The 25,334-nt window shown below is 56.0% G+C and carries 19 protein-coding genes and 1 pseudogene; 12 read left to right on the top strand and 8 right to left on the bottom strand.

What is annotated here, in order from left to right; translation table 11 throughout:
• Positions 1-5: 5 nt before the first annotated feature.
• Positions 6-1,415, bottom strand: a complete 1,410-nt coding sequence (locus AKJ29_RS10385; RefSeq protein ID WP_074963704.1) for an IS30 family transposase — start codon at positions 1,413-1,415, stop codon at positions 6-8.
• 43 nt (positions 1,416-1,458) lie between these two features.
• On the opposite strand from AKJ29_RS10385, the pseudogene AKJ29_RS10390 reads away from it, so the two are divergent.
• Positions 1,459-1,761: pseudogene (locus AKJ29_RS10390) on the top strand (integrase core domain-containing protein); the annotation flags it as partial.
• 252 nt (positions 1,762-2,013) lie between these two features.
• Positions 2,014-2,211, top strand: a complete 198-nt coding sequence (locus AKJ29_RS10395; RefSeq protein ID WP_055190639.1) for a hypothetical protein — start codon at positions 2,014-2,016, stop codon at positions 2,209-2,211.
• 59 nt (positions 2,212-2,270) lie between these two features.
• On the opposite strand, the gene AKJ29_RS10400 is transcribed toward AKJ29_RS10395, so the two are convergent.
• The 5 genes from AKJ29_RS10400 to AKJ29_RS10420 are packed head-to-tail and all read right to left on the bottom strand — an operon-like array spanning position 2,271 to position 10,584.
• A complete protein-coding gene (locus AKJ29_RS10400; RefSeq protein WP_055190641.1) occupies positions 2,271-3,407 on the bottom strand; it encodes a DUF4268 domain-containing protein in 1,137 nt (378 codons plus the stop codon).
• A 35-nt stretch (positions 3,408-3,442) separates the two neighbouring features.
• On the bottom strand, positions 3,443-6,502 hold the full coding sequence (locus tag AKJ29_RS10405) for a type I restriction endonuclease subunit R (RefSeq protein ID WP_055190643.1): 3,060 nt from the start codon (positions 6,500-6,502) through the stop codon (positions 3,443-3,445).
• 10 nt (positions 6,503-6,512) lie between these two features.
• Positions 6,513-7,121 carry a hypothetical protein gene (locus AKJ29_RS10410; protein WP_055190645.1) on the bottom strand — a complete coding sequence of 203 codons (609 nt, stop codon included), beginning with the start codon at positions 7,119-7,121 and terminating at the stop codon, positions 6,513-6,515.
• 2 nt (positions 7,122-7,123) lie between these two features.
• A complete protein-coding gene (locus AKJ29_RS10415; protein WP_055190647.1) occupies positions 7,124-8,383 on the bottom strand; it encodes a restriction endonuclease subunit S in 1,260 nt (419 codons plus the stop codon).
• Positions 8,380-10,584, bottom strand: coding sequence for a type I restriction-modification system subunit M (locus AKJ29_RS10420; RefSeq protein ID WP_314732200.1), 2,205 nt, complete (start codon positions 10,582-10,584; stop codon positions 8,380-8,382). Before AKJ29_RS10420 ends, AKJ29_RS10415 begins: the two co-directional genes overlap by 4 nt.
• Positions 10,585-11,075: 491 nt before the next feature.
• Between AKJ29_RS10420 and AKJ29_RS10425 the strand changes: the two genes are divergently transcribed.
• From AKJ29_RS10425 to AKJ29_RS10440, 4 genes are all read left to right on the top strand, one after another.
• Positions 11,076-11,954, top strand: a complete 879-nt coding sequence (locus tag AKJ29_RS10425; protein ID WP_055190651.1) for an ArdC family protein — start codon at positions 11,076-11,078, stop codon at positions 11,952-11,954.
• Positions 11,951-12,130, top strand: coding sequence for a hypothetical protein (locus AKJ29_RS10430; RefSeq protein ID WP_055190653.1), 180 nt, complete (start codon positions 11,951-11,953; stop codon positions 12,128-12,130). Before AKJ29_RS10425 ends, AKJ29_RS10430 begins: the two co-directional genes overlap by 4 nt.
• A 448-nt stretch (positions 12,131-12,578) precedes the next feature.
• Positions 12,579-12,887: a hypothetical protein gene (locus AKJ29_RS10435; RefSeq protein WP_055190655.1), complete on the top strand. Its 309-nt coding sequence runs from the start codon at positions 12,579-12,581 to the stop codon at positions 12,885-12,887.
• The gene (locus AKJ29_RS10440; protein ID WP_055190657.1) at positions 12,884-13,087 is read left to right on the top strand and encodes a hypothetical protein; all 204 of its coding nucleotides are present in this window, start codon (positions 12,884-12,886) and stop codon (positions 13,085-13,087) included. The genes AKJ29_RS10435 and AKJ29_RS10440 overlap by 4 nt, the downstream gene beginning before the upstream one ends.
• A gap of 123 nt (positions 13,088-13,210) precedes the next feature.
• Here AKJ29_RS10440 and AKJ29_RS10445 read toward each other — a convergent pair whose 3' ends face one another.
• Entirely contained in the window at positions 13,211-13,798 is a 588-nt protein-coding gene (locus tag AKJ29_RS10445) for a hypothetical protein (RefSeq protein ID WP_235477423.1), read from the bottom strand.
• Between the two features lie 211 nt (positions 13,799-14,009).
• Here AKJ29_RS10445 and AKJ29_RS10450 point away from each other — a divergent pair, with 211 nt between their 5' ends.
• The 6 genes from AKJ29_RS10450 to AKJ29_RS10475 all read left to right on the top strand — a co-directional run bounded on the left by AKJ29_RS10450 (position 14,010) and on the right by AKJ29_RS10475 (position 24,213).
• Positions 14,010-14,600: a helix-turn-helix domain-containing protein gene (locus AKJ29_RS10450; RefSeq protein WP_055190661.1), complete on the top strand. Its 591-nt coding sequence runs from the start codon at positions 14,010-14,012 to the stop codon at positions 14,598-14,600.
• A complete protein-coding gene (locus AKJ29_RS10455) occupies positions 14,587-16,395 on the top strand; it encodes a relaxase/mobilization nuclease domain-containing protein (protein ID WP_055190663.1) in 1,809 nt (602 codons plus the stop codon). The genes AKJ29_RS10450 and AKJ29_RS10455 overlap by 14 nt, the downstream gene beginning before the upstream one ends.
• Positions 16,388-18,280 carry a type IV secretory system conjugative DNA transfer family protein gene (locus AKJ29_RS10460; RefSeq protein WP_055190665.1) on the top strand — a complete coding sequence of 631 codons (1,893 nt, stop codon included), beginning with the start codon at positions 16,388-16,390 and terminating at the stop codon, positions 18,278-18,280. The genes AKJ29_RS10455 and AKJ29_RS10460 overlap by 8 nt, the downstream gene beginning before the upstream one ends.
• Positions 18,281-18,492: 212 nt before the next feature.
• The gene (locus AKJ29_RS10465) at positions 18,493-21,126 is read left to right on the top strand and encodes an AAA family ATPase (protein WP_074963693.1); all 2,634 of its coding nucleotides are present in this window, start codon (positions 18,493-18,495) and stop codon (positions 21,124-21,126) included.
• Between the two features lie 255 nt (positions 21,127-21,381).
• Positions 21,382-23,010, top strand: coding sequence for a ComEC/Rec2 family competence protein (locus AKJ29_RS10470; RefSeq protein ID WP_055190666.1), 1,629 nt, complete (start codon positions 21,382-21,384; stop codon positions 23,008-23,010).
• 177 nt (positions 23,011-23,187) lie between these two features.
• Positions 23,188-24,213 carry an IS1595 family transposase gene (locus AKJ29_RS10475; RefSeq protein ID WP_074963692.1) on the top strand — a complete coding sequence of 342 codons (1,026 nt, stop codon included), beginning with the start codon at positions 23,188-23,190 and terminating at the stop codon, positions 24,211-24,213.
• A 111-nt stretch (positions 24,214-24,324) separates the two neighbouring features.
• Here AKJ29_RS10475 and AKJ29_RS10480 read toward each other — a convergent pair whose 3' ends face one another.
• Positions 24,325-25,323: a TrbL/VirB6 family protein gene (locus tag AKJ29_RS10480; protein WP_055190668.1), complete on the bottom strand. Its 999-nt coding sequence runs from the start codon at positions 25,321-25,323 to the stop codon at positions 24,325-24,327.
• Positions 25,324-25,334 lie beyond the last annotated feature (11 nt).

The raw sequence follows: 25,334 nt of genomic DNA on the forward strand, positions 1-25,334 counted from the left end.
CGGATTCAACCGGTCGTCGCAACACCTTCGATCATATCCTTTTTGAGCAGCCGGTCGAGAGCCTCTGCTGGTGTTTGCCAACCGAGTGTTTTGCGAGGGCGCGTGTTCAGGGCGTTGGCAACGGCGCTTAACTCGTCAACATCATGCTTGCTGAGATCAGTGCCCTTTGGGAAGTACTGGCGGAGCAAACCGTTAGTGTTCTCATTACTGCCACGCTGCCATGGGCTTTGAGGATCGCAGAAGTAGATCTCGAGACCTGTATCAATCCGCAGCTGCGCGTGTTGGGCCATCTCCGCACCTTGATCCCAGGTCAGCGAGCGCCGCAATTGAGCAGGCAGGCTACTGATCGTCTCGGTGATGGCATCGCGCACGGCTTCGGCACCGTGACCAGCGAGAGCTGGTCCGTTCTTGACTGGTTTGCCTGTACCGTGTCCCTTCATGCGTGGCAGGTGTAGGAGCATGGTGAAGCGGGTCGTGCGTTCGACCAGAGTGCCGATCGCAGAGCTGCCAAGGCCGAGAATGAGGTCTCCCTCCCAATGGCCAGGAACCGCTCTGTCGCTGATCTCCGCTGGGCGGTCGCTGATCATCAACGCGTCAGTGAGGAAGGATTTGCCACGATTGCGTCCGCGTTCGCGCGGCAATCTGAGAGCACGGCCGGACCGTAGACACGCTGAGAGCTCTCGTTTTAGCGCGCCGCGACCCTGAATGTAGAGAGCTTGATAAATAGCTTCGTGGCTGATGCGCATCGTCGGATCCTCGGGAAAGTCCACCTTCAGCCGCTGCGCGATCTGTTCAGGGCTCCAGGCAGACGACCAGCGACGGTTTTGCCGGTGAATGGCCCGCCGCCCTTTCCATACCACAAAAGGACCATGATGCACGATGCCGTCTGGTGTGGCGATGCGGCCGGAGAGCCGATCTTGCACATAGTCTCGCAAGGCGGGATTGAGCGTGAGCTTACTCGCTTTTGGCCGCTTCGCCGCACGGTCAGCATGCCATTGTGCATTAATCGCGCGATAGTCGAAATCTCCACCCCGAGTTGCCGAGTTACGCCTGATCTCTCGGGAAATCGTGCTGGGTGATCTCTTAAGCTTCCTAGCGATGGCACGGACACCTGCGCCTCTCGCACACTCCAAAGCTATTTCCTCACGTTCTGCGAAGGAAAGGCTACGGCTCTTTGGTATGGACGCCGATGGCGCAAGATGTGTGGGAGGCATTCCACCAGAACTCCTAAACCAACGGGTTCCGACAGGAGCAGAGACACCAGCTGCAACGGCGGCATCCTCACTGGATAACCCCTCTGCAACCGCCCGCCAGAACCGACATAGATTCTCACGCTGCCACACTGGCGGCCTTCCTGGAGAGTTCAATTTGTCCCGGGTCGAACGTTCGGACTTTCGTCTGCCTGTTTTTGTCATCCACAACTCCATCAATGAGGTGTTGCGACGACCGGTTGAATCCGCCCAATACGTATCGATCAAGTACACAGAGCGCCTCGCAGACGCAGGGCTGGAACCCTCCGTCGGCAGCGTCGGTGACAGCTATGATAATGCACTGGCCGAGACGATCATCGGCCTGTTCAAGACCGAAGTCATCAATCGACTGGGGCCTTGGAAATCCAAGGATCAGGTCGAATGGGAAACCCTGCAATGGGTCGATTGGTTCAACAAAGAGCGCCTGCTTGAGCCTCTCGGCTACATCACACCAATCGAAGCAGAGGAGAAATACGAACAAGCCTTGAAGTCAGACAAAATCGCAGCTTGAAATACGAACTCAACAGTCTCCGGCAAATCCGGGGCGGTTCACGGAGATTGATTGCCAATCCCAGATACTCAACGCCGTGTTTCCGACTGCTGAACATAAGCGGGCAGCCGTGTCAGACGCGGTGCAGGCCCCGCTTCAACAAGAAAATTCCCCTGCGCCAGCGCATTCCTCGCGAGGCAAGTTTCTCGCTGACAGGCCCTTGGTGCCAGCTTTGGTCATGTTCATCGAAACACTCAAAGTGAGGATCAAAAAATGGCTACTCAAACTCTGAAACTGAACGTCAAATCCGGCGAAAAAGACGGCAAGAACTTCTGGGATCGGTGCGGCGTCCTCTTCGTCAACACCGACGACGGCGGCAACATCACGTCGATCAACGTCAAACACAGCATGTTTCCCGATGTCGAAATGGTCGCCTTCCCGCGCCGCGATGAAGATCCGGTCGCTGAGTGACCTTAGCGCCAGGGCGGATTCGCCGCCCTGGCCTTCCTCGGCGAAAACAAGCTTGTCAGCTAGGTCGCTTCATCTTGCGATCGAACCTGCCGATTCAGGCGCGCTAGCGGTTCGCTGAAAGCCGCTTCCAGTTTTTGGATATGAGCTGCAAGCCAACCAATCATCTCGGGCCACGCTTCTCTGTTGAAGCCTTCAAAAGGTTGAGCGTAGACGATGCGGCTTGCCTTCTTATCGTCCATGCGCCGCCAATCGAGTTCGGCCCCAAAAGCTGCTTCGATGGCATCTTTTTGACTATAGAGCTGATCGAACAACCATTTATTCTCGGCGGTTTCAGAGCGCTGCAAGCTTATCTCGACCCTCGCTTCATCTCGCGAGAAGATCATCTGATAGGGGCAAGACCTAGTCCCAGACCCTGCGCTGAGCCAATGATCCTTGGTCGGGCTGATGTTCTGGTAAAGTGTAACGCCGTCGACACGCAGCTGTTCAAGGGCCGCTTCCCAGAAGTCTAAACGCAGCTTATGCCGCTTCTTCTGTGTGTCTTGGATGGCTTTCTCTTCGTTTTCTTTGCTCGACATCCCGATCATGAAGTCCGCCGCTTCCGGCGTCGGTATAATCTGCTGAATATCGACCATCAGCTCATCGCCAAACGCGTATGGTGTCACCTTGAAGCACTGCGCGCGAATTCCGCGGCTGAGGAGCCATAGGACCGTTGCTGTCACCTCGCGCCGAAAATTGGCTGCGATGAAGATCATCCTTTGGTCATTGCCTGGGTTTAGGACGGTCTCTTCCAGCTCTTCAACTTCCATAAACTCGCAGATCCCCACAGCCGCATTGCCACCACCCGCATAGCGGTCGAGGTATTGCTGATAGATGTCGACGATCTGCGTCTTGGTCAGGCCCGAGACGTAGGCGGTGTACTTCAGCGCCTGCCACGTCACATCTCTCCCGCTATCATCAAGCTTGTTCTCGATCACCACGAGGTTGCCGTCCTTGTCGAGCGCCAAGAGATCCAGGCGTTCACGGGTTTCATCAAACCCGTCGAACTCCTTCTGAATGATCAGCAATTCTTCACCGAGGGCGTCAGGCTGGTTGGCCAGCCACTCCTGCAGATGGTCGCGCTCGCGCAGGTTCAACTCAGAAAAGCGCTTTTGGGACAGGCGGGACAAACGGTTTTTGTTCAAATCAACGCGGAACATCGGCTAACTAACTCCAATAATGCGGTCGGCGGCGTTCAGTCCGCTGAGGTTTCCTCCTTGCCGACGATTGAATCATAAACTCGTTTCACTAGGCCGTTCGCAGCAGCCTCCCGAAACCGATCATCGTTCATTAATTTGGCAAAGATCTCTTCATTGCCTTCCATGCGTTCAATGAACATGCCTTCAAGCATGGAGTTGAAAACCAAGGAAAAATTGTCCAGCGTGTTTGCCCGCGCGGCTTCACGTAGCTTTTCTTTACCTGTTGCGACCTCAACCACTTGATCGAAGAACAACTCATCAGCCTTGTCGAATTCGGTTCCAAACCGCTCATTCAACGTGTCGACCAGCAAACTAAGCTGGACAGCTTCATCTTTAGAAACCCCTGATCCTACTTCCGTTGGCCCTTTCAATGGTTCAGCTTCACCTTGTGAAAGGTCGATGCCACCTTCGCTGATTTTCTGCAGGCGGTAGTATTGCAGCTCTACCTCGTCGCCGAGTTGGAATGGATCGTCCTCGGCGCGTTTCGGCAGTTTAGGGATAAGGAGACGAAGGTAGGTGTAGAGCTTCTCTTGGTCTGAATCCTGATATGGTACGACCTGGGACAAGAAAGCATAAAGGTTTCGGAAACTGGTGAGTTTGCCACGCAGTAGCTCGCGGTCGGCATCTTCCAGAGCCGCAAAGCGTTCAACGGCCAAGTCGATCAAAGCATTCATGTTGCGATGGTCGGAAGCAGTCGGTTCTTTGCGATTCTTGAACCAGATTTCACAAACCTGATCAACTTCATCGCTGCCAAAAATACGCCATTCTTCGATAGAGTGCTGTAATTCGTAAAGTTGGTGCGGATCCGGCGCTTCTCCCGCGTCGGTGGTTTCGTAATAATCTTTAAATGATTGGAAAATCTCGTCGCGTTCGTTGACGAAATCCAAGACGAAAGTGTCTTCCTTGCCCGCTGTCCGTCGGTTGAGGCGAGACAGCGTTTGGACCGCCTGAATGCCTGACAAGCGCTTGTCGACATACATGGTGTGAAGCAAAGGCTGGTCGAAACCGGTCTGATATTTGTCGGCCACAAGCAGCACCTGGTATTCCTCCGTGCCGAACTTCTCGGGCAATTCGCTTTCTTTGATGCCCTTGTTCATCCCAACTTCAGTGTATTCCTTGTCGGGGAAGTCCGGATCCTTCACCGAACCGGAAAACGCCACCAGCGCCTTGATGTCGCCGTAGCCTTTGTCTTTGACATATTTGTCGAAAGCCAATTTGTAGCGAACAGCATGTAAGCGCGATCCGGTGACCACCATCGCTTTGGCGCGGCCACCAATCTTATGCCGCGTATGATGGCGGAAGTGCTCGATGATGACTTCCACCTTTTGCGCAATATTGTGCGGGTGCAGGTTCATGAACCGCGCGAGCTGCTTGGCGGCCTTCTTGCGCGGCACTTCAGGGTCGTCTTCGATTGACTTGATGAGCCCGTAGTAGGCTTTGTAGGTCGTGTAATTCTTGAGCACATCCATGATGAAGCCTTCTTCGATGGCTTGTCTCATGGAGTAGTGGTGGAATGGGGGCTTCCCGTTCGGTCCCGGCTCATTGAACACAGCCAGCGTCTTAAATTTAGGCGTCGCGGTGAAAGCGAAAAAGCTGATGTTCTTCTGGCGTGGGCGTTTGAGCATCTCTTGGAACAGGGCTTCCTTCGCCTCGTCCGAAAGATTCTGCTCCTCTTCGTCATCGATGATCTGTTCGGCGATGGTTGCCGCAATGCCCTCTCGGTTCAGTACCTTTCGCAGTTCCATGGCTGTCTCGCCACTTTGGGAACTGTGCGCTTCGTCCACGATAACGGCAAAGCTCTTGCCAGACGTATCGATCTGAACACCTTCGCCCTTTTTGGACAGCGTGTCCAATGCCTGCGCGATGAAAGGGAACTTCTGGATCGTGGTGATTACGATCGGCACACCGCCTGACAGCGCCTTCGCTAGCTGCTGAGTGTTCTCGTCGATCTTCTCGACCACGCCTTGCTTATGCTCGAACTGATAGATCGTATCTTGCAGCTGTTGATCCAGCACGCGCCGGTCTGTGATGACCACCACCGTGCTGAACACCTTCTGGTCATTGTCATCATGCAGGCTCGACAAGCGGTGCGCCAGCCAAGCGATCGAGTTGGACTTGCCGGAACCAGCCGAATGCTGGACTAAGTAATTGTGGCTCGGACCCTTGGCTTTGGCATCGGCAACGAGGCCACGCACGACGTCCAGCTGATGATATCGCGGGAAGATCATCGTTTCCTTGCGCGATGTCTTGATCCCGCGCGCAGTCACGACCTTGGTTTCCTTGACCTCCAGATGAAGAAAGCGGGCCAGGATATCCATCAGGCTATCCTTGGTCAGCACCTCTTCCCACAAATAGGCCGTGCGGTAGTTGTCCTCATCCGGCGGATTACCCGCGCCGTGCCCATGCCCTTTGTTGAACGGCAAGAACACCGTCTTTGATCCGCTCAGCCGCGTGGTCATCGAGGCCAGATCGGTATCGACGGCAAAATGAACCAGCGTCCGTTCCTTGAAACGGAAAATCGGGCAGGTTGGATCGCGGTCAAACTTGTACTGCTTCTTGGCGTGTTCGACCGTCTGGCCGGACATCTGGTTTTTCAGCTCCATCGTCACGATGGGCAGGCCGTTAACCGACAGCACCAGATCGAGCGACAGGCCCTTTTGCTTGGGGTCGAAATGCACCTGCCGCGTGGCGGTCAGGTGGTTGGCGGCATAATCAGCCAGCGCGTCGGGGTTCATGCCAGAGGCTGGCGCAAAATAGGCCAGCTTCCACGTCTTGCCGAAACACTTGAACCCGTGGCGCAGCACATGCAGCGAGCCCTTGCCCGACAGCTCCTTGCAGAGCGAGTCCAGCAGGGTGCTCTTGGCGCGGTCGCCGTGGAACTCCTGCAGGCTGGCCCAGCGTTTGGCCTGTGTCGCCTTGATGAAAGAAATGACGTCATCAGGGAACAACCCGCGCTCGGCGTCAAAGCCGTAAGGATCGCCCAAGGCATATCCGCCCGTCGTGGTCAGGCTTTCGGTGATGGCATCTTCAAAACGGATTTCGGTATGTTTGCTCATAACTTACAATCTATACGATAACTTTTTGCGTGTCGTTTTCCAAATCTTCGAGCGCCATTCCATCAACGTCACTGAACAGGTAGTGGCGAATGTCGGGGTAATCCTTCAAGTATTTGCCTTCCGGGTCCAAATCGGGTCCAGGGTTTTGGCAGTCCGTGAAAACGTACTTGGACACCTCCAATTGAGCATCCTTGTTGGAATAGGCTGCGATCAGCTTGTGCAGCTGAAGCATGACGTCGGAGGCTGGGATGAACGTCCGCGCCTTCTTGAACTCGATGCAATAGGCCTTCAGCCGGTTTGCATGCGCCTGAAACAAGACAAAGTCGCATTTGCGCATCCAAGGGCGTTTGCCGTCGTCATCGAGGAAATGGAAAAGTGGGTTCTTGCAGGCATCGAGGCGCAGCCCAAGAACACGGCCCGAAAACGTCAGCTTGGCTTTTAGGCGTTCCTTGGTTGTCTCGTCCGTATCGGCCAATACAAACTCGTTGGCTTCAAGCCCCTCGCGTTCTTTCGCTCGGCACAACTGACCGTAGTGCGGAATGTTGCTTTTCCCAACGCTTTCACGAGTGTCGAGGAATGTCTTCAAGTGATTGAAATAGCCATCGGCGTTTATTGGCATCGCTACGCAACCTTGATCTTTCCGGTCACAGCGTTGGTGATCAGGGCAGTGCGATACTCTCTAAGCTTCTTGATAGCCTTTTCTGCAGCCTTTTCCACATTGGAAATTTCCAATGTCTCTCGCTTGATGTGTGTAGCGATTTCTCTTTGTTCCTCAATCGGCGGAAGCGGGATGCGAAGTTTTGCAATATTGTCGACGGATAGCCCCGGCTGAGCAGCAGAAACTGAGTATTGGTTCAAGTTCATGGCTCGCAATAGCTCGCCCATCCAATCGACGACGAATTCACGCAGTGGGTTGGCAACTAATGCATGTTCAGAGGCCCAAAATTTGCCCGAGGCATAATTGACGTTTCCGCACAGAGCACCTTGCCTCCCCACCAAGACGAAATCGCCTTTGTGAGTATATCTGTCGGAATACCCACGAAACCCGTTGCCCCCATACACTGGAAAGTCGCCCGCGTCCGCAATGCTCCCCGAGGTGATTGCTTCACCGCTCCTTAGTTGAACGACGTGCTGAATTCTCGGGTTGATCCAATGTTGCGGCATCTCATCAAGCCAATCGATGCCGCTGGGTTTCATGGGTGCGTTGGGGTTGAGGCCTTTGGTGACGGCGTGGGTGATCAGCGCGGTGCGTTGTTCGGCCAGAAGGCGCAGAAGCTCTTCCTTCTTGGCGATCAGATCATCAATCTCGGTCGTCTTCTTATCCAAAAAATCCGCGATGGCGGTTTGTTCTTCGATAGGTGGTAGAACGAGATGAAGGTTTCCAGCTTGCTGAAAGTTTAGGCCCTCCCGAGATGTCCCATTTTCATTGGAGGTGACTTGCTCTTTGCCAATCGAGGAACAGAAGAAGGCGTGCAGAAACTCTGGGACGATTTTGGTTCTTTGGGGCCGAAAAATGCAAACGTGCTGATTTACATTCGCTGTTGGCAGATCGTCAGGAACGATCGAGCTACGGCCAATTGAGGCCCCAGTGATGTTCAAAAGCACATCGGCAGGCTGCACTCGCGTGTTGATTTGCTGTGCTTCGACCTCGGGCGTGACGTAAGCAACGTCTTTAAGGCGTAGACCATCGTCATAGACGTTCTGGCTTCTCAAAATCATGATGCCATCGTCGGTGTAGATTTCGGCTCCGCCACGTGGTGTCTTGCCACTGCCGATGTAGTTGACCAGATACTTGATCTTTTTGGGCTCCCATCCCTCAGGCACTTGCCCAAGCCACGGGACGCCGCTGTCCTTGTATGTCGGATAAGGGGCGTAGCTCATGCGGTGATACCCTTTAGCATCTCCATGATGTCGCGAGTGACATCCTCGATATCTTTTTCGATCTTCTCGAGCTTGCGTGGCGGTTCGTAGACATAGAAATGCCGGTTGAGGGGGATTTCGTAGCCCATCTTGGTTTTCTTGTGATCGACCCAGGCGTCAGGCACATGCGGATGCACCTCGGCGGCCAGATAGGCCTCGACGTGTTCGTGCACGAGATCGGGCAGCTGATCATCGGTCAGCTCGCCTTCACCCGCGTTCAGCATGGGCAGCTCGATATCCTTGGGCAGCGGCACCAGTTCGGTATCGCGCAGCTCGGTATCCGGCTCGGGGTTGCCTTTGGCGTCGGTGCAGGTGTCGGCGGTCTCATCCCGTTCCGACAGCGCGCTAAGGATCGCCTTGCGGATCGGCGCTTCGAGCTTGATGCCCGCAGATTTGAACGCGACGTTCAGCGTTTTGGTGAAGTCAGCACGGTTCTTGACCAGCGTATTTGGCATGCCCTCCAGCACAGCAATGATCTGGGCCTGTAAAACCTTGCCTGCCTCTTCCTCCGCCGCGATGGCGGCACTGTCCTTGCGCTTCTTGCTTTCGGACAGCTTGGCAAAGGCGGTTTCGCCCGCCAGCCGTGCGATGCGTTCCGCACTGGCTTGGAAGTTCAGTTTGAGCGGGCGTTCGACCGTGATCTTGAGATACCCGAAATCGCGGTTGTCGAAGATCTTGGAACAAATCCGCTCTTTGGTTTCGCCGTCGATGATGACGCTCGAGGTGTCATCGTGTTTGAAGGCGGCATAAAGGCGGGTGATCTCGCCGATATGGTCTGGCTTGCCATCTTCGCCATCGCCAAGCTCATTGCGCTTGTTACCCAGGCTCTTGCGCATCTTCATGAAATGCTTGGTGCCGTCGATCAGCTGCACCTTACCGCGCCGCTCGGGCCGTTTGCGGTTCGAGACAATCCAGATGTAGGTGAAAATTCCGGTGTTGTAGAACATCTGATCCGGCAACGCGATGATCGCGTCGAGCCAGTCGTTCTCGATGATCCAGCGGCGGATATTGCTTTCGCCCGAACCGGCGTCGCCCGTGAAGAGGGGGGAGCCGTTGAAGACGATTGCGATCTTGGAGCCGTCGCCGCCGATCTCGGGGCTGGGGCGCATCTTGCTGATCATGGTTTGAAGGAACAAGAGCGCGCCGTCATTGATGCGCGGCGTGCCCGCGCCAAAGCGGCCCGAAAAGCCAAGCGCGTCGGCCTCCTTCTGCACGATGGATTGCTGGGTTTTCCATTCCACACCGAAGGGCGGGTTGGCCATCATGTAGTGAAATTTCTTGTCTGGGTGTCCGTCCTCAGATTTCCCGTCACCAAGCGTGTCACCGAAGTGGATGTTGTCGATCGGTTCATCCTTGATGAGCAGGTCAGAACAACAGATCGCGTAGGACTCCGCGTTGTATTCTTGGCCGTAGAGGATCAGGTTGGCCTGTGGGTTCTGCTCGCGGATGTATTCCTCTGACACCGAAAGCATACCGCCGGTCCCGCAGGTCGGGTCATAGATCGTGCGGGCGATGCCGGGCGTGTAGACGTCTTCATCCTCGGTATACATGAGGTGGGCCATCAGGCGGATGACCTCGCGCGGGGTGAAGTGATCCCCGGCTTCTTCGTTGGCCTGTTCGTTGAACTTACGAACCAGCTCCTCGAAAACGTAGCCCATCTGCAGGTTGCTGACGCGGTCGGGGTGCAGGTCAACTTCGGGTTTGGCGAACTCTTGGATCACCATGAACAGACGGTTGGCGTTGTCGAGCTTCTCGATCTCGGCGTCGAAGCCGAACTTTGAGAAGATGTCCTTGGCCTTGGGGGAGAAGCCTTCGATGTAGGTAACTAGGTTGCGCGCGATGTTATTCGGATCACCGAGCAACTTTTCAAAGTCATATTTGCTGACGTTGTAGAGCGGTTGCTCCCGGTCATCGGTTGCGGTCTTGCCGAGGATCTTGTGGATCGCGTCTTCACTGTGGCCCTGGGCCTGCAGCTTTTCGTACTGTGCGAGCACTTTGTCTTTGTTTGGAGCGAGAACCAGATCCATGCGGCGCAGCACCGTCATGGGCAGCATGACACGACGATACTGTGGGGGGCGGTAAGGGCCGCGAAGTTTATTGGCGATGCTCCAAATGAGGCCGACAAGTTTATCGTGGTTCTGATTCAAAGGATTTGCCCTCAACTGCTCAAGATTGTTGCAGGCAATTTATGCGTAATTTCGGTCGTTTACCATCCAAATTACGGAGTAGCGTATAAACGCTTCACTTTCTGGTTGTGTGTTTTTGTGGGTGATTGTGTCTGCACCGGGGCTCAACGGGCCGTTGGCCCGCTCACCCCAATCCAGACATCATTCCTTTTCTTTGGTCCGCCCAACATCCCTGACCGTGGCGGTCAACCTTAGTCCATCCCCAAAATCAGCCACCAATTTCCCCTGTCTCGCGGGCGAGCCATTCCTCGCGGGTCAAATTGGCGTCTGATTTTGGCGCAGACATTTTCTTCGCAAATGTGGCCGATTGACAGCCCCGTTCAGGGCCATGGGTCGGGCTTTGCCCTCTCCCACTCTGTTCCGCCGAATACATGCGTATTCGGTCAGATCAGGTGGCTGAGGCGCAGCCCATCGGCGGAAAGGGGCACTAAGCCTCACCCGCGTCACTTTGATCGAGGAGGCCACAAATGGCACCGAAGTTTGATGTTTATGCGCATGTCACCGACACCATTATTGCAGAGATCGAGGCGGGCACGCCGCCATGGCGCAAGCCGTGGACAGGGAGCGCGTCCGGCATTGCCCTGCCGACCCGACACAATGGCGAGGAGTATCGCGGGATTAATATCCTGATGCTCTGGGTCATGGCGGCCAAGCATGGCTATGTTTCGAGCCGCTGGATGACCTACAAACAGGCGCAGGAGCTTGGCGGGCAGGTCCGCAAAGGTGAGACGTCGTCCACCGTGGTCAAATACGGGACTTTCACCCGAGAGAACGAGCTGGGCATCGAGGAGGAGTTGCCCTATGCGCGCGCCTATCGCGTGTTTAACGCGGATCAGATCGAAGGTTTGCCGGAGGAGTACTACATCCGGCCCGAGGCCCCGCGCGATCTTGGCACGGCCGAAGATCCTGAGCTTGAGGCGTTTTTCAACCGAACAGGGGCAGAGATCCTCACCAGCGACGACCCGCGCGCCTACTACAGCCCCGCCAAAGATCACATCCACATGCCGCCGATTGCCACCTTTCACGATGCGGCAGGCTATTATGGGACGTTGGCCCATGAGGTGATCCATTGGACCGGCAGCGAAAAGCGGCTGGAGCGGATCAAGAAATTTGCGAACCGCGAAGCCTATGCCTTTGAAGAGCTGGTGGCGGAAATTGGCGCTTGCTTCCTTGGTGCTCAGATTGGCGTCGCGCCGGCATTCGGTCAAAGCGCCGCCTATGTTGAAGGGTGGTTGAAAGCGCTCAAAGAAGACAAACGGGCGATTTTTCGCGCGGCGTCCGAGGCGCAGAAGGCAGCCGATTTTGTCCTAGCAGCCGCAGGTCAATCGAAAGCGGCCGCAGCATGAGCGGCCCCGCAATCCTGCCCCCGATGACGTGCCGCAAATGCGGCGCGTCAAATCCGGTGATCTTTCTTGCGCCGGTCATCGTGACAGGCAGTGGCACCTGTATTTGCTTGGACTGCGCAGAGGCGCGCGAATGGCTGGATCCGGACGGCAACTTGAAAGCCGGTATTGAGCTTTGAGCACCTGCGCCCCGCCTCACGTGGCGGAGCGTAGGCCTCGGGGGATGAAATGAGAAATTGTGGCCCGTGCTGCTGCGCACGGGCCGCTCTGAGAAACGGACTGTGCGGAGGATCGGCTGGCTTTCAGCCCGCTCACCTCCTTCAGGCTTCTTTCAATTTGATTGGTCCGCCCAACATCCCTTTCGCGTCCCGTCAATGGGCAAGCGCCGCGCGTGCGCGTCGTCAAAGCCTGCAACCCGTGTCCTCGCGCGGGGCGCGCTGCGGGCCGCGCCAGTTGCTGGCTTTGACCCATTGACTGGCCGCTCCGGGGCCGTGGGTCGGGCTGTGCCCCCACCCACTCTGTTCCGCCGAATACATGCGTATTCGGTCAGATCAGATTGGCCGGTGTGCAGCCCATCGGCGGAAGGGGAGCCAAGCCCCAACCGCAGCAGCCAAGAGGAGGCCACAAATGGCTCACAAATATCAGCCCCCGAAATTCTGGACCTGCGACTGTGATCGCACGACCGGCGGTCATATCATCGACGGGCTCTATAGCACCTGCGTCTATTGCGGGAAGCATCGGCACGAGCTGAAGGAGATCGTTGTTCCGTCGGGTTTGGGCGGCGTGTTCTGCGTCGAGATCCTCAGCGTCGAGGATGATTGCGCCAAGGTGAAGGTGGTCAAAAGCTCGAACGGCTTTGACGCGCTGCCGCCCTTCACGGTGCTGTTCAAAGACATCGCTCCGCGTTGGAAGCACAAGGCGGGAGAAATCCGATGACCCCTGACTATCACAGCGATGATTTTGCGACGGCACGTCTGGAAGACACCGTCAGCTTGCGTAGCGCTGCCCGTGAGGCCCGCGCCACGCTTTACGCGGTGTTGAACCGGCTGGAGCTGAACGATCTGGAGGGTGAGGAGCAACCCTATATCGACGATTGTCTTGGGGCTCTCGCAATCCTTGAGGAGGCGTTGCGATGACCTTGGAAGACATCAAAGCAGTAGTGGACGCGGGCAACCGCGTTCACTGGGTCAATAGCGGGTATGTGGTTTCCGATGGTCGCGTCAGCCGTTTTGCTAAGTCAATATCCAGCACAATCGTAATTAAGTGGGGCGCTTAAAGCGAGATGTTCGCCAGTTTTTGCCAGTTTCATCGGTTGCATGGGCGCTCTTGATTTCCAAGTATCCACCCTCTTTTGTGGAGAAGACAGAAAATGAATGAGAGGAGCGAGGAGCGATTTCAACGTTGCCGCGCTCAGAGACCGCCCCATAAATATTCTGCTGACTGCCGCCGTAAGGCATTGTGGCGTTTTTTCTTCCATCCTGAGTCTCAACCCATACGTCTTGCAGATGTGCGGTCACGCCGCCGATATTCCGGACCTTTACTTTATGGGTGATGCAGGACGTCGGAGCGCTAAAGAGCTCTATCTCTGCTGCAGGTGGATTTAGGTGTGCTTGAAACGCTTCTTCGGTCTTTTCTGTTAACACTTCTATCTGAAGGCGGATTTTTGACCCAGCGACAGCGTGACGGTATCGCATGAAATTCAGCGCTAAGGCGATAGTTCCTACAGCCGCCCCATATGTCGCGAGAAGGTTTTGACTGACAAAATCGTAAATGCTCATACTTCGGAAATCTCTTGTGTATTTGTCTTTTAGCACTTGCAGCTGTGTTCGGTGAACCTCGTCAATCACGCCGACCAAACAAAAGCTGAGCAGTACGCATCGGGGAACATAATGGTGTTTTGATGCATGTGTCCATCGTCCACCAATGACAGCGCGCGCCGCTGCTCCAAACGGAATACAGGCAGTTGATGCAATATTATAATATTGAATCAATTATGGCGAAATGCCATAACAGGGCTGCCTGTATGATGCTGGCAAGAAATAGGGGTGATTACTTCACATGGGTCGACCGCGCGCACCACGGCACAAGCGACTGACGCAAAACCAGCGTTTTGCCATCGTGCGCAAGCGTGCCGAGGGGGTGGCGATCGAGGATCTGGCCCGTGAATTCGGCGTCACGCCCCGCAGCATCTTCTACACGTTGAAGGGCGATCAAAGCCGCAAGCTTGATGCGCGTGTGCGCTCTGAGCTGGTGAATGTCCGGCTTACGCCAAAGGAGCTTGCGCGCTTTGATGCCGTGCTGACGCGGCATGATATCGCCAGCCGCGCCGACGGGTTGCGGCGGTTGATCCATGCCTCAAACGATCTCTTCGTCCCCGACGATGAGCTGGCCAACCAGATGCAGGGGCTATCGGCCTCACTCAATCGCACCGGCAACAATATCAACCAAATTGCGCAGCGCCTGAATGAGGCAAAGCGCCAGGGCAAGACGCCGCCCTATGGCAATTCTGCCCATAATCAGGTGCGCGCCTTGGCCGGGCTGATCTTCGACATCGCAGACCAAGTTCAGGACATGGCGCAGCGCCGCCGAAGTGCGCTATCCGGTGAGGTTGCCCGCGTACTGGGAGGCATTGCCGATGGCCCGGAATAGCGCCGTTGCCGCCGCGCAGGAGGCCTTTTTCGATCGCGACTGGAGCCGCATTCGCGGCAACGTCCCGCGTGTGCGTGCCAAGCAGATGGCGCGCGCCGCCATGGGGCATTCGCCCGCTATTTTCAAAGCCATTCGCGACGGCGGAACGCACAACAAAACTCAGCTGCGTAACCAGCTGGAGTATCTAACCACCAAGTCGAGCTTCATCATCGACAGCCGTGGCACCTATGACGGCCAAAGCGTCTTGTCCGTGAAAGAGATCGAGCAGGTCACGCGCCGGTTTTCAGCGCAGTGGAATGAGGGGTTCCATCCCAAACTGGGGCATACCTCGCACCTCTTGATGGCCTTCCCGATTGGCACGCGTGGCGAGGATGTTACTGAGATCACGCGCGAGATTTGCGAGCGGTTCTTTCAGGGCGAAGGCAGCCACTTCGACTACATCGCGGCCGTGCATGAGGACCGGGACCACCCCCACGCGCACATCGTTCTGAACCGGCGCAGCAAGGACGGTGAATTCTTCTTTCTGAAAGAAGGGCACCACTTCAACTACGACAGTTTTCGCGAGGCGATGGTGGAGGTGTCGGACCGCCATGGGCTGCGGCTTGAGGCGACCCGCAAGCTTGATCGTGGGGTCACGACGAAAGGTCCAAGCGATATAGAACAGCGTCGCGCGGAAGCCACGGGCCAGAGGTTGGCCGAGCGTGAGCGCGTGGGGCCAGAGCTTGATCGTGCCTTGGCTGAGGTGGCGCAGAACGCGCGGCTTTATCGCGGATTGGCGGCCGAAGCCTCGCGCGAGAACCAGCATGACATTGCAGCAGCCTTGGGCAAGGCCGCGATGCTTTTGGCGCAGGGCAAACCGATAGAAGCAGATGGAAAGGTATATGGCATGGCCGAAGAACAGCATTCGTTTGATGAGGTCGTGGATGCCTTTCACGACAAGATCAACCAAGCTGAACGCATTGTGGCGGACGCGCCTGTAGAGCGGCGCGCGGCGCTCGAACATGAGCTGAACGACATCTATCGTTCTTTGTCACATCTGAGCCCAATGGGAACGCAGTCCCACACCTTGCTTGAAGACGCGTCCAAGAGTGGGATCTATTCCGCTGCGAACATACGGGTCGAGGCCCAAGGAGCTTTGCAGGATCCAGCGCTCACCGAACGTCTTCAGCAGGCTTTGAAAGGCACCGGCATTGACGTGCAAGAGGTGACGCGCCGCGTTGAAATCGGCGCGGGCAATGCCGCGCTCGAGCGGCAATGGCTTGGACAGGATTTGAAGGCGATTGCGGAGAAGGACGGCTTTGACTTGTCACGCGCTGATGAGCTCGAGAAAGCTATTGACCGTCTTGACCAGGTTCACAGCGATCTGGGCCGTGTGTTGGCCGAGACGCACGTTCTCAAAGACAGTGGGACGGTGGAGACCGACCGGCAGGAAGCCATCATCGACCGGCTGCCTCCGACCACTGCTGAAATCCTGAGCCGTATGAGGGACGACCCAACCGCAGATCCATTCCGCAGCGATCTGGAGCGTGAGACTTTTCGTGCTGAGCTGGAGGATCTGGCCGGTGAAGAAAATACCCTGGACTTGGCAATTGGCGATGAGACCGCGCTGGAGGAACATATCGAAGCCCGCCTGGACCGGCTCTATGCGGCTAAGGCCTATCTGCAGAGCGATGCCGCTCTGGCAAACAGTGTGGCGATGGAACATGTCCTCGACGAGATCGCCAATGAGGAAATAGACCTCCAACGCGAGCGATATGTCGATGCCGACGGCGAAAAGGGTGTGACGCATGGGTAAGGCGCGGATCGCACTCGGTGTCATGAGCTTTGCTCTTCTTGGCGCGGTGCTGGGGTATGTTCTGGCGTCGGCCTTTCTGACGTTCCGCTGGTTCGGGGTCGGGGCGGATATCGATTTCTTGATGCTAGCACGCAGCTATGGGGTTCTTCGAACGACGCATGCGGACGATATGCAGATCGTTCACTTGATCGTGGGGATCTGCACGTGCGCCGGTGTTTTACTCAGTGCGGTCTTGATGAACGATGCGCTGACCAAATTTGGGGAAACCCACTGGCAGCAAATGTCCGAGATGAAGCGAAACGGTTTCTTCGGCAAGCCCGGCCACGGCTTTGTTCTCGGCAAAATGGGTAAGCCCAAGGGTCGCAAACCCTTCGTGATGTCTAAGGTGTTCCCTCATGCCCTGATCGTCGCCCCGACCGGGCGCGGCAAAACGACGGGGTTCGTGATCCCGAACCTTCTGACCTATCAGGGTAGCGCGGTTGTGCTGGACGTGAAGGGCGAAAACTTCGATGCGACGGCGCGCCACAGGGCCGCGCAGGGCGACAAGGTGTTCCGGTTCGCGCCAACAGATTGGAAGGATGGTCGCTCGCACCGCTACAATCCCTTGCTGCGAATATCGGCGCTGGAAAACGTCGACCGCCAGCAGATGGAGCTGCAGCTCCTGGCCTCCCTGTTTCTGCAAGCAGATAACGACCGCGTTCAAGGGCTTCTCGACGGCGGTATCGATCTATTCGTGGCGGCAGGGCTTTTAGCGTTCGAGCGCAAGCGACCCACCCTGGGCGAGATTTACCGCATCACCGCATCAGGCGGGGACAAGCAGAAGGAGTATCGCCGCCGCGCCGATGAAGTGGTCAATCCAGCCGCCAAGCTGATCTTCATGCGTATGGCCTCGACCAACAACGACACGCTGACCTCTTATCTGTCGCTCTTGATGACATCTGGCCTCAAGCAGTGGTCAAACCCCGCCATCGACCGTGCGACCGCAACGTCGGACTTCGATTTCCGCGACATCCGAAAGTCGCCGTTTTCGGTTTATCTCGTGGTCGAACCGCTGATGGTGAAACCGCTGGCGCCGTTGATCCGCTTGTTCTTCTCGGACTTGCTGGCATCGCTGCAGGACCATGAACCCGGCAAGGACGAACCCTGGCCCGTGATGATCATGCTCGATGAGTTCAACCGCCTGGGCAAAATGCCGATCGTGCTCGACAGCATCGAAACCCTGCGGTCTTACCGGGCCAACCTCGCGATCGTCACACAGACCATCCCGGCGCTAGATGAAATCTACGGTGAAAACGCCCGCCGTGCCTTGCAGGGTAATGCGGGCATCAAGCTCTATCTGACTCCCTCAGACGAAAAGACCATCGAAGAGCTCAGCAAGGCTGTCGGCAAAACCACCAAGCGCGTCGTGACCCGCTCGCGCTCAGTCGGTCGCAACCCCTTCGCCGGTCGCAGTATGTCTGAACGGACCGAAGAGACCGCGTTGCTGCCCGAAGATGAAGCGCGGCGCATGGATCTTGATGACATTGTTCTGGTGGTCGACGCGCAAATGCCCGTGCGCGCCAAGCGGATCAAATACTATGAAGACCGGTTCTTTCAGCGGATCTTCGACAAGCAGAGCGGAGAGCTGCCATATCCCTCGGCCGGTGACCAGATGCGCGGCCTGCAAGGGCAGATCAAGGCGTTGGAGGCGAAGATTGGGGCGCTGGAGGTGCCGAAGGATGTTCCTGCTTCTAGTCCCGAAAGTGGTGGGAAACGGCGTGAAGAGATTGAGGAATTGGCGTCCGGCAGTCAAAGTGCACAGCCAGGTGATCAGGCCAGTTTGGGGGATTATCAGGCCGGGACCGGAAGAGTGGAAAGGTTTATGGAAGAGGCTTCTACCAGTTGAGAGCGGAGTCCAGTCTTTCGCTGCATCCGCAGGCTATCGAGCGGCCACCAAGGTAAGCTGATATTGGCGTCGCGCACGTATCCACACACATGGGCTTTTTGCGCCTTTGAGAATCTCAACAGCAAACAAAGGATTAAGCTTCCGTTATTGACCCGGCACTTGTAGCCTTCTGATTTTGAAAACCATATTCTGTGAGAGAGATTAATTCGGTGATGTCGGACAGCGCGAGAATAGAAAAAAACGACGATACTGTCCCTAAACGTATCTTGGCTTGGTCAAAGAGCCGTCCGCTATGGCAACGCGATGCGCTGCGCCGCATTGTCCTGAACGGTTATCCGGATGAAGAGGCGTTCGAGGAATTATTGTCGCTCTGCAAGAAAGAGCACGGCGATCAGACGGTGACGCTGGCAGCCAAGCCACTCTCGAAGGACCATCTGCCGGTTGATCCTGGTTCCGGCGAGTCGATTTCCCTGTCCGGCATCGCAAATGTTTCTGGTGTCAACCAGCTCGCAACCGGCCAGACCCTGAACTTTGAGGAATCGGGCCTGACCATTGTTTACGGGCAGAATGGCACCGGAAAATCTGGCTACACTCGAATTCTCAAGAAGGCGTGCCGCTCACGGCATGCCGGTGAGATCATACCCGATGTTTATAGCTCTTCCCCAACGCGAACAGCAAAGGCCGATCTGAAAATAACACGTACCGGCAGCGCAGCGGAAACGGTCGCGTGGCAGGATGACGGCAGTTCCGCTGAGACGCTTTCCGCGATCACGGTCTTTGACCGTGATGCAGCTTCGGTACACGTTCAGAAGAAAAATGAGGTTTGGTTTCGCCCCTTCGGTCTTGATATTCCGGATGACCTCGCCGGTGTCTGTCAGGAAATTAAGGCGCGCCTGACAACCGAGAAAGAAACACTGGAGCAAAAGCGTAACTCTGTTTTCGTCAATCCGATCTGGTCAAGCCGCTCTGCGCTCGGCAAAGCCCTGTCTTCGCTTCGTCATGATACCGATATCGCCGCCGTAACGCCCAAGACAGCCTTTTCGGATGCGGACGAAGCGCGCCTGATCAAGCTTCAGGGCGATCTCGCTAAAGACCCCGCCGTGGCGGCACAAGGGCAGCGCGACTACGCGGCCCAGCTCGATCAACTGGAATCCTATTTGAAGCGGATCGAGCTGGCGCTGAATGACGAGGCCATTCAGGCGCTTCATGCGGCGAAAAAGGGTGCCGACGACATGCGCATGGCCGCCAACACGGCAGCGCATGATGCATTTTCCGGATTGGCGCTTGAGGGCGTTGGTGAAACGGTTTGGCGGACTCTCTGGGAATCCGCCAGATCATATTCGCAAGTGGCGAAGGAAACTGGGGCGGCGTTTCCACCATCGCAAGGGGATATCTGCGTCCTGTGCCATCAGGAGATCGACGAGCCCACCGCCGCGCGGATGCTTGGCTTTGAGGACTTCATCAAGAACGACACAGAAACCAAAGCAGCTGAGGCTGAGCGTGTTTTCAAGGAAGCAGAACAAAAATTCCGTGATGTGGTCGTTCACGTAAACAAGGTCTCTGCTGCCTATCGGAGTTTGAAAGCCGGCAACTTCGCGCTCGCAAGGCAAGTGCTGCGATTCATCGCGCTTGGGCGGCGTGTGCATGTGCAGACGCTTGCGCAGCTCTCCGGCGAAGATGTTCCGAATCCGTTGACGTTGCCTGAATCCGTCGCAGAGGCCGTAAACACGGAAGCCGCGCAGACCCGCGCCTATGCGGCTTCTCTCGATGACGCATCCGGGGGCGAAGCACGAGAAGCCGTGCTCAACGAACAGGCCAATTTGCAGGATTGGAAACAATGTCACGAGCTACTGGATATCGCAAAAACAGAGCTCTCGAGGCTCGCAGAGCTAAAGCGCATTGAAGACTGCTTGCGCGACACTGCCACCACGGCGATCACGCGGCTCGGGAACGAAATTGCCGACAATTTGATCACGCCGCGTATGCGCGATCGGTTCCAACAAGAGATCGTCGCGCTGGCTGGCAATCGCGTGCGGGTCGAGGTTGTGCGCTCGGGGGGCAAATTCGGTTCACCGCAATACGAGGTAAAGCTCTATGCCAACCCCAAGGCCAAGGTCCATGATGTGCTCAGCGAGGGCGAGCAGACTTGTGTGGCGTTGGCCTCATACCTCACCGAACTAGCCAATGCATCGCATACATCGGCGCTTGTGTTCGATGATCCGGTTTCATCACTCGATCATCGCTGGCGCTCAAAAGTCGCCAAGCGCCTAGCAAAGGAAGCCGGTGTGCGACAGGTTATCGTGTTCACGCATGACATGATATTCGTAAACGATCTGGCGCAATTGGCTTCGGAGCGAAATGCGCCGACTGCGCTGGCGCATCTCACACGCGGGCAGGATGTCGTCGGCATCGTTAACACGGATCTGCCGTGGACGGCTTCCAGCATTCGAGACCGGATTGACAAACTTGAAAAAGAAGCCCGCGCTGCAAAGCGCTTGTTCGAGGAGAGCGACGATGAGGGCTACAAAACGGCAGTATCTTCGCTCTACAGTCGATTGCGGGCGACTTGGGAACGGGCGCTAGAGGACATCGTCTTTGCCAATGTTGTAATTCGTCACCGCGATTACATTGACACTAAGAATTTGAAGCGTGTCACAGCTTTGGAAGAGGCCGATGTGCAAATTTTCCAAAATGGGTTCAAAAAGTGCTGTGACTTTGTTGATGCACATGATCCTTCCCGAGGCCATGATCCCGAGCCACCGGAGCCATCCGAAGTTATGGCTGACATTAAGTCGTTGAAGGACTGGTCTGAAGAATTACGGAGTAAGATGAACGGGGTCGCGTGAAACCACAACCCTGCAAGAAGAGTCGGAAAGACGACCACGACGTATGGGTGCCGTATAACCTTGGTATATTGCGAGTTGAATCATTCATGAAAATTGACAGTATTGAAATCTATAATGTCCGAAAACTGCACAGGGCCAAACTTGATCTTTCTAGGAAGCAGACGCCACTCGTGGGTCCAAATAACAGCTGCAAGCCGATGAGATCGTGCGAGCGCCTCTCGTCTAATTAACATTGAAGAAATTTGTGGGCCCCCAATGGATAATACTAGCTCCGAAGAACCTTTGGACGACAAGCAGTGGGGTGATGCATGTCTGTGTGCCGAGACCAGAATTCGCTCAGACATTGCTCGAAATTACGGCCTCAGATTGATATTTGAAGACCTCTGCCTCCGCCTAGAAGAGGGTATCCCCGACGACGTTCTTGCCCAAGCGTTGAAACATATAAAAAAGTCTTTCGATGTGGAAGCAGAACACAAGGAGTGTCAGGAGTTTCTGTCTAAGAAAAGGAAGGAAGCCGAGCATCTCTCCGCTCGTACAGCACGCCTACCTTCTAGTCATTCTCGGGCATGGAAGCGCGACGATTCAAGGCATGTTTTAGGACATCACCGATATCAACTACCGGTCGGTCAGGGCGGCTTCCACGTCGGCACTCTCCGGAACCTTGGAGTTGATGAGACTGTCTGGCGGTCGTCCCTTGTTGAAGACGCGATACCTTTGGCCGACTTCATGTATGTTTATGACTGCGGTTCGATCCCTATCGAGGGTGTGGTTAAGGCGGTACGATCGATCGTATCTCGGCGGGTATCGCGCCGTCTCGACATGCTTTTAGTGTCGCACTTCGATCGAGATCATATCTGCGGCATACCACACCTGTTACATCAAAAAAAAGGGCTACAGGTCGATACGATCGTGATACCCTACCTGGACGATATTGAGCGGATTATTGCATTTGGAAGAAGCTCGGCGACAAGCGCCGAACCCCGTGCGGAACGTTTCCATGAAGACATAGTTGTTGATCCAATTGGAACAATGACCCAGTTCGGTCCAAGGCAGATCGTGATGGTCGCATCAGATGAAGAGGACGATACTGACTCGGGCTTTTTCGAATTTCCGCCCACGGAACCTCCTCGTTCCGATCCAGACGGTCAGCCATGGAAGATTAAAGGTTCTGGAGGCCCTAGAAGTGCGCCACCTTCTGCCCGCCGGACGCCCGAGGGTGCCATTCTCGTCCATAAAATTGAATTCAACATTGTCGACGAGATCAAAGGCGGATGGCTTTTAAAGCCACATGTGAAAAAGGCACCTCTGCAAGACCGAGAGGCCTTCTGCACTGCTGTTGAAGTGATGCTGAAATGGCCGAGGGGTAGTTTTCGTAAAAAAGCGCAAAGTAAGAAAGTACGTCGGTCATTGGTAACGAAGCACCGGACCATCCTGTCTCGAGCCTATGCCTGGGCGTTCGGCGACAAGAATGAAACCTCAATGTCCTTATATTCTGGTCCCGCAAATCCAGAGGAGGCTGGTGCCGTAGTATATAAATCCAAAAAGTTCGATTGCGCCCGCGTTGGTTGGTTGGGAACCGGGGATGCGTGCTTTCTGGATCCCCAAACGGTGCGGAAATACCAAGATCACTATAGTGAAGAGTTAGAATGGGTCACCACCTTCATGCTTCCTCATCACGGATCCGCGCACAATTTTGATCCCGATCTGCCAGTAGTTGACGCAGAGCTCTGGGTAGCAGCGGCCCAACCGAAAAATTCGAGCTGGAAGCATCCGGCGCCGGGTATTGTAAAGGCGATCAAGGCAAGCGGCGCTAAATTCCGCAAGGTGGGTTCCTCGCCGAATTCTCTGCTATTGGAACGAATGGTTGTTTTCTGGCCTGGTTGAGAGGGCATAATTGCCAAACCCGTTTATCCACCAAAGAAAGCAGCGCATTTAGTAAGCCGCTGATAATGCTAAGGGTTTAGCCTTTACTTCCTATTTTCGCGCGAAAAGGCCGTCTCTTCACTTCGTCGAAACCTCCTCTGACCAAGATTATCCGGTTGGCAGAACGAGGGGGCTTTGATGATCACCGAACTCAAGTCGATCCCGGACATCTGGAAGCGGATGCCGAGCGAAAGGCACGCACGACGGTTCTTGGAGGGTATCATATGGTCAACCGGAAGGCACTGTCCGCATTGCGGGTCGGTCGCCTCGTCGGCTCTGCGTGGCCAGACTTGTAGGCCTGGCCTTTATCAATGCCGGGACTGCCGTCTCCAGTTTACCGTCACCACGCGCACCCCGATGCACGGCACCAAGCTTGATCTTCGGATCTGGATCTGCGCGATGTTCCTGATGCTTACATCGAGCAAGGGCATTTCCTCCGTGGTGATGGCGCGTCTGCTTGGTGTGAACCAGAAGACAGCTTGGAAAATGGGGCACGCCATCCGGGAAATGATGGATGACCGGAACGGCGAGTTGATGCCGCTGGAGGACATCGTGGAAGTGGACGAGGCCTATGTCGGGGGAGCACCGAAATCGCTGTCAGAGGCCTATAATCCAAGGGGCAAGGGCACAGGCAAGCCGATGATCTTCGTGGCAGCCTCACGCGAAGGACAGGCGCGCGCAAGGGTCGTTTCCGATGATCAAAGGGCGACACTCGAACCGGTTCTCTTGGAATGGATCGACCCTGAGACGACCAGTCTCATGACGGATGGAAGCACGAGCTATCGCGGCTTGGGAAAGACTATGGCTGCCCATCAGTATGTGATCCACAGCAAGAAAGAGTATGCGAACCCGGAGACCGGTGCTCATGTGAACACGGCCGAGGCAGTCATCTCCCAGGTGCAGCGCGCCCTGGTTGGCGTGTATCACAATCTCGGCCGCCAGCACCTTCAGCGATACCTCGACGAGATCGTCTGGCGGTGGAACCATCGGGACCCCGTCCGGGAAGTGGTCAAGCAGTGGACCACGAAAGCTGGCGTCGACCGAGAGAAATCGACAACAATCTGGCGTCCGATCCCAGTGGTCGACCAGATGCGCCTCCTCCTTCAAGGCGCGGTCGGCAAGCAAGTTCGCCGCTCGAAGGAATACGGACTATGCTGGCCGTGATGTTGCTTTCTTTGGTGGATAAGCGGGTTGCCAAAACAAAGAGAAAATGGCTACTTTTAAGGATCGCGGCGCAGCATCGGCAAGTCTTGGTCAATGGCCGAAATGGGCAGTTCACTCCAGACGCTTCGCCCGTTCAGCGACCTTTTGAACAATCGAAACAGTCGCACCGCCCGCCAGGCGTATCCCAGCCCCGGCGATCTCAGCATTTGACCTGGTCCCAAACCGTGCCCTCGCCCGTGAGCCTTTGGTGCCGATCAAGCCCTTTGCGAACCCACCAGGGCCGGGAATGCTTGGCGGTCCGGCCATCATGAAATTGCCTGAGATTGAGCGGACGATCAGCGGGGTGGCGATGATCATGCCGCCTGCGAGGAACATCATCATAAAGAAAGGCACCAGCGCGCCGATGTTGCTGGCACCGGATGGATCTCCGAGCTCGGCCATTAGCGAGCGCGACATCCCGACGACGGTGGAAAACACTCCTGCGATCACGAGGGGGTAGAGCGCGTAGGAAACCGTGCTGGACAGCCAGCGGTGGAAATAGTCCTTGCTTCCGTCGAACAGCGAAAGCGCGATCATGATGGGGGCGATGCCGATCATGAAGGCCAGCATGATCTTGGCGAAGATCAGGACAAGCCCGCAAAGTGCGCCGATGACGCCCAATAGGAATGCGCCAATCGCACCGATGAGGGCACCGGCCATCCAATGCATGTTGTCACCGGCCGCGTTCAGGTAATTGCCAAACTCTTCGATGAGATCGTCGAAGGCCTCGGCAAAGTAGGACGCACCTGCACCGCCGCCGCCAAGCCCCGCCACCATGCCGCCCGCAAGTTGGTCTAGCCCATCGATAAGGGCGCTGGCTACTGCGTTGAATTGGACCCAGTTCATTGCAAAGAGGGAGATCAGCATGAGCTTGAGGGCGAACCTGAACGCGGTCCGCCCATCCATGGATTTGTACTGAAACACCATGTTGAGGAAGACGCCGATCACCGCGAGCGTCGATGCCACGGCAATGACGCCTCCAAGCTGCCCGGCGACGTTGCCAAAGGTGGTTTGGGCCGCGTCTTCCAGAAAGTTGTCGGTTGTCTCAACCATCCAGGTGACGACGCCCATCGTGTCCTCCT

It is taken from the genome of Aliiroseovarius crassostreae (genome assembly GCF_001307765.1).
GTDB lineage: Bacteria > Pseudomonadota > Alphaproteobacteria > Rhodobacterales > Rhodobacteraceae > Aliiroseovarius > Aliiroseovarius crassostreae.

What these genes read in the sequence shown, in the direction of transcription:
- AKJ29_RS10410 (WP_055190645.1), bottom strand. Translation starts at nt 7,121, where the DNA reads ATGCCAATAAACGCCGATGGCTATTTCAATCACTTGAAGACATTCCTC.
- AKJ29_RS10470 (WP_055190666.1), top strand. Translation starts at nt 21,382, where the DNA reads ATGGATAATACTAGCTCCGAAGAACCTTTGGACGACAAGCAGTGGGGT.
- AKJ29_RS10400 (WP_055190641.1), bottom strand. Translation starts at nt 3,407, where the DNA reads ATGTTCCGCGTTGATTTGAACAAAAACCGTTTGTCCCGCCTGTCCCAA.
- AKJ29_RS10480 (WP_055190668.1), bottom strand. Translation starts at nt 25,323, where the DNA reads ATGGGCGTCGTCACCTGGATGGTTGAGACAACCGACAACTTTCTGGAA.
- AKJ29_RS10475 (WP_074963692.1), top strand. Translation starts at nt 23,188, where the DNA reads ATGATCACCGAACTCAAGTCGATCCCGGACATCTGGAAGCGGATGCCG.
- AKJ29_RS10395 (WP_055190639.1), top strand. Translation starts at nt 2,014, where the DNA reads ATGGCTACTCAAACTCTGAAACTGAACGTCAAATCCGGCGAAAAAGAC.
- AKJ29_RS10415 (WP_055190647.1), bottom strand. Translation starts at nt 8,383, where the DNA reads ATGAGCTACGCCCCTTATCCGACATACAAGGACAGCGGCGTCCCGTGG.
- AKJ29_RS10465 (WP_074963693.1), top strand. Translation starts at nt 18,493, where the DNA reads ATGTCGGACAGCGCGAGAATAGAAAAAAACGACGATACTGTCCCTAAA.
- AKJ29_RS10405 (WP_055190643.1), bottom strand. Translation starts at nt 6,502, where the DNA reads ATGAGCAAACATACCGAAATCCGTTTTGAAGATGCCATCACCGAAAGC.
- AKJ29_RS10460 (WP_055190665.1), top strand. Translation starts at nt 16,388, where the DNA reads ATGGGTAAGGCGCGGATCGCACTCGGTGTCATGAGCTTTGCTCTTCTT.
- AKJ29_RS10450 (WP_055190661.1), top strand. Translation starts at nt 14,010, where the DNA reads ATGGGTCGACCGCGCGCACCACGGCACAAGCGACTGACGCAAAACCAG.
- AKJ29_RS10435 (WP_055190655.1), top strand. Translation starts at nt 12,579, where the DNA reads ATGGCTCACAAATATCAGCCCCCGAAATTCTGGACCTGCGACTGTGAT.
- AKJ29_RS10440 (WP_055190657.1), top strand. Translation starts at nt 12,884, where the DNA reads ATGACCCCTGACTATCACAGCGATGATTTTGCGACGGCACGTCTGGAA.
- AKJ29_RS10425 (WP_055190651.1), top strand. Translation starts at nt 11,076, where the DNA reads ATGGCACCGAAGTTTGATGTTTATGCGCATGTCACCGACACCATTATT.
- AKJ29_RS10455 (WP_055190663.1), top strand. Translation starts at nt 14,587, where the DNA reads ATGGCCCGGAATAGCGCCGTTGCCGCCGCGCAGGAGGCCTTTTTCGAT.
- AKJ29_RS10385 (WP_074963704.1), bottom strand. Translation starts at nt 1,415, where the DNA reads ATGACAAAAACAGGCAGACGAAAGTCCGAACGTTCGACCCGGGACAAA.
- AKJ29_RS10430 (WP_055190653.1), top strand. Translation starts at nt 11,951, where the DNA reads ATGAGCGGCCCCGCAATCCTGCCCCCGATGACGTGCCGCAAATGCGGC.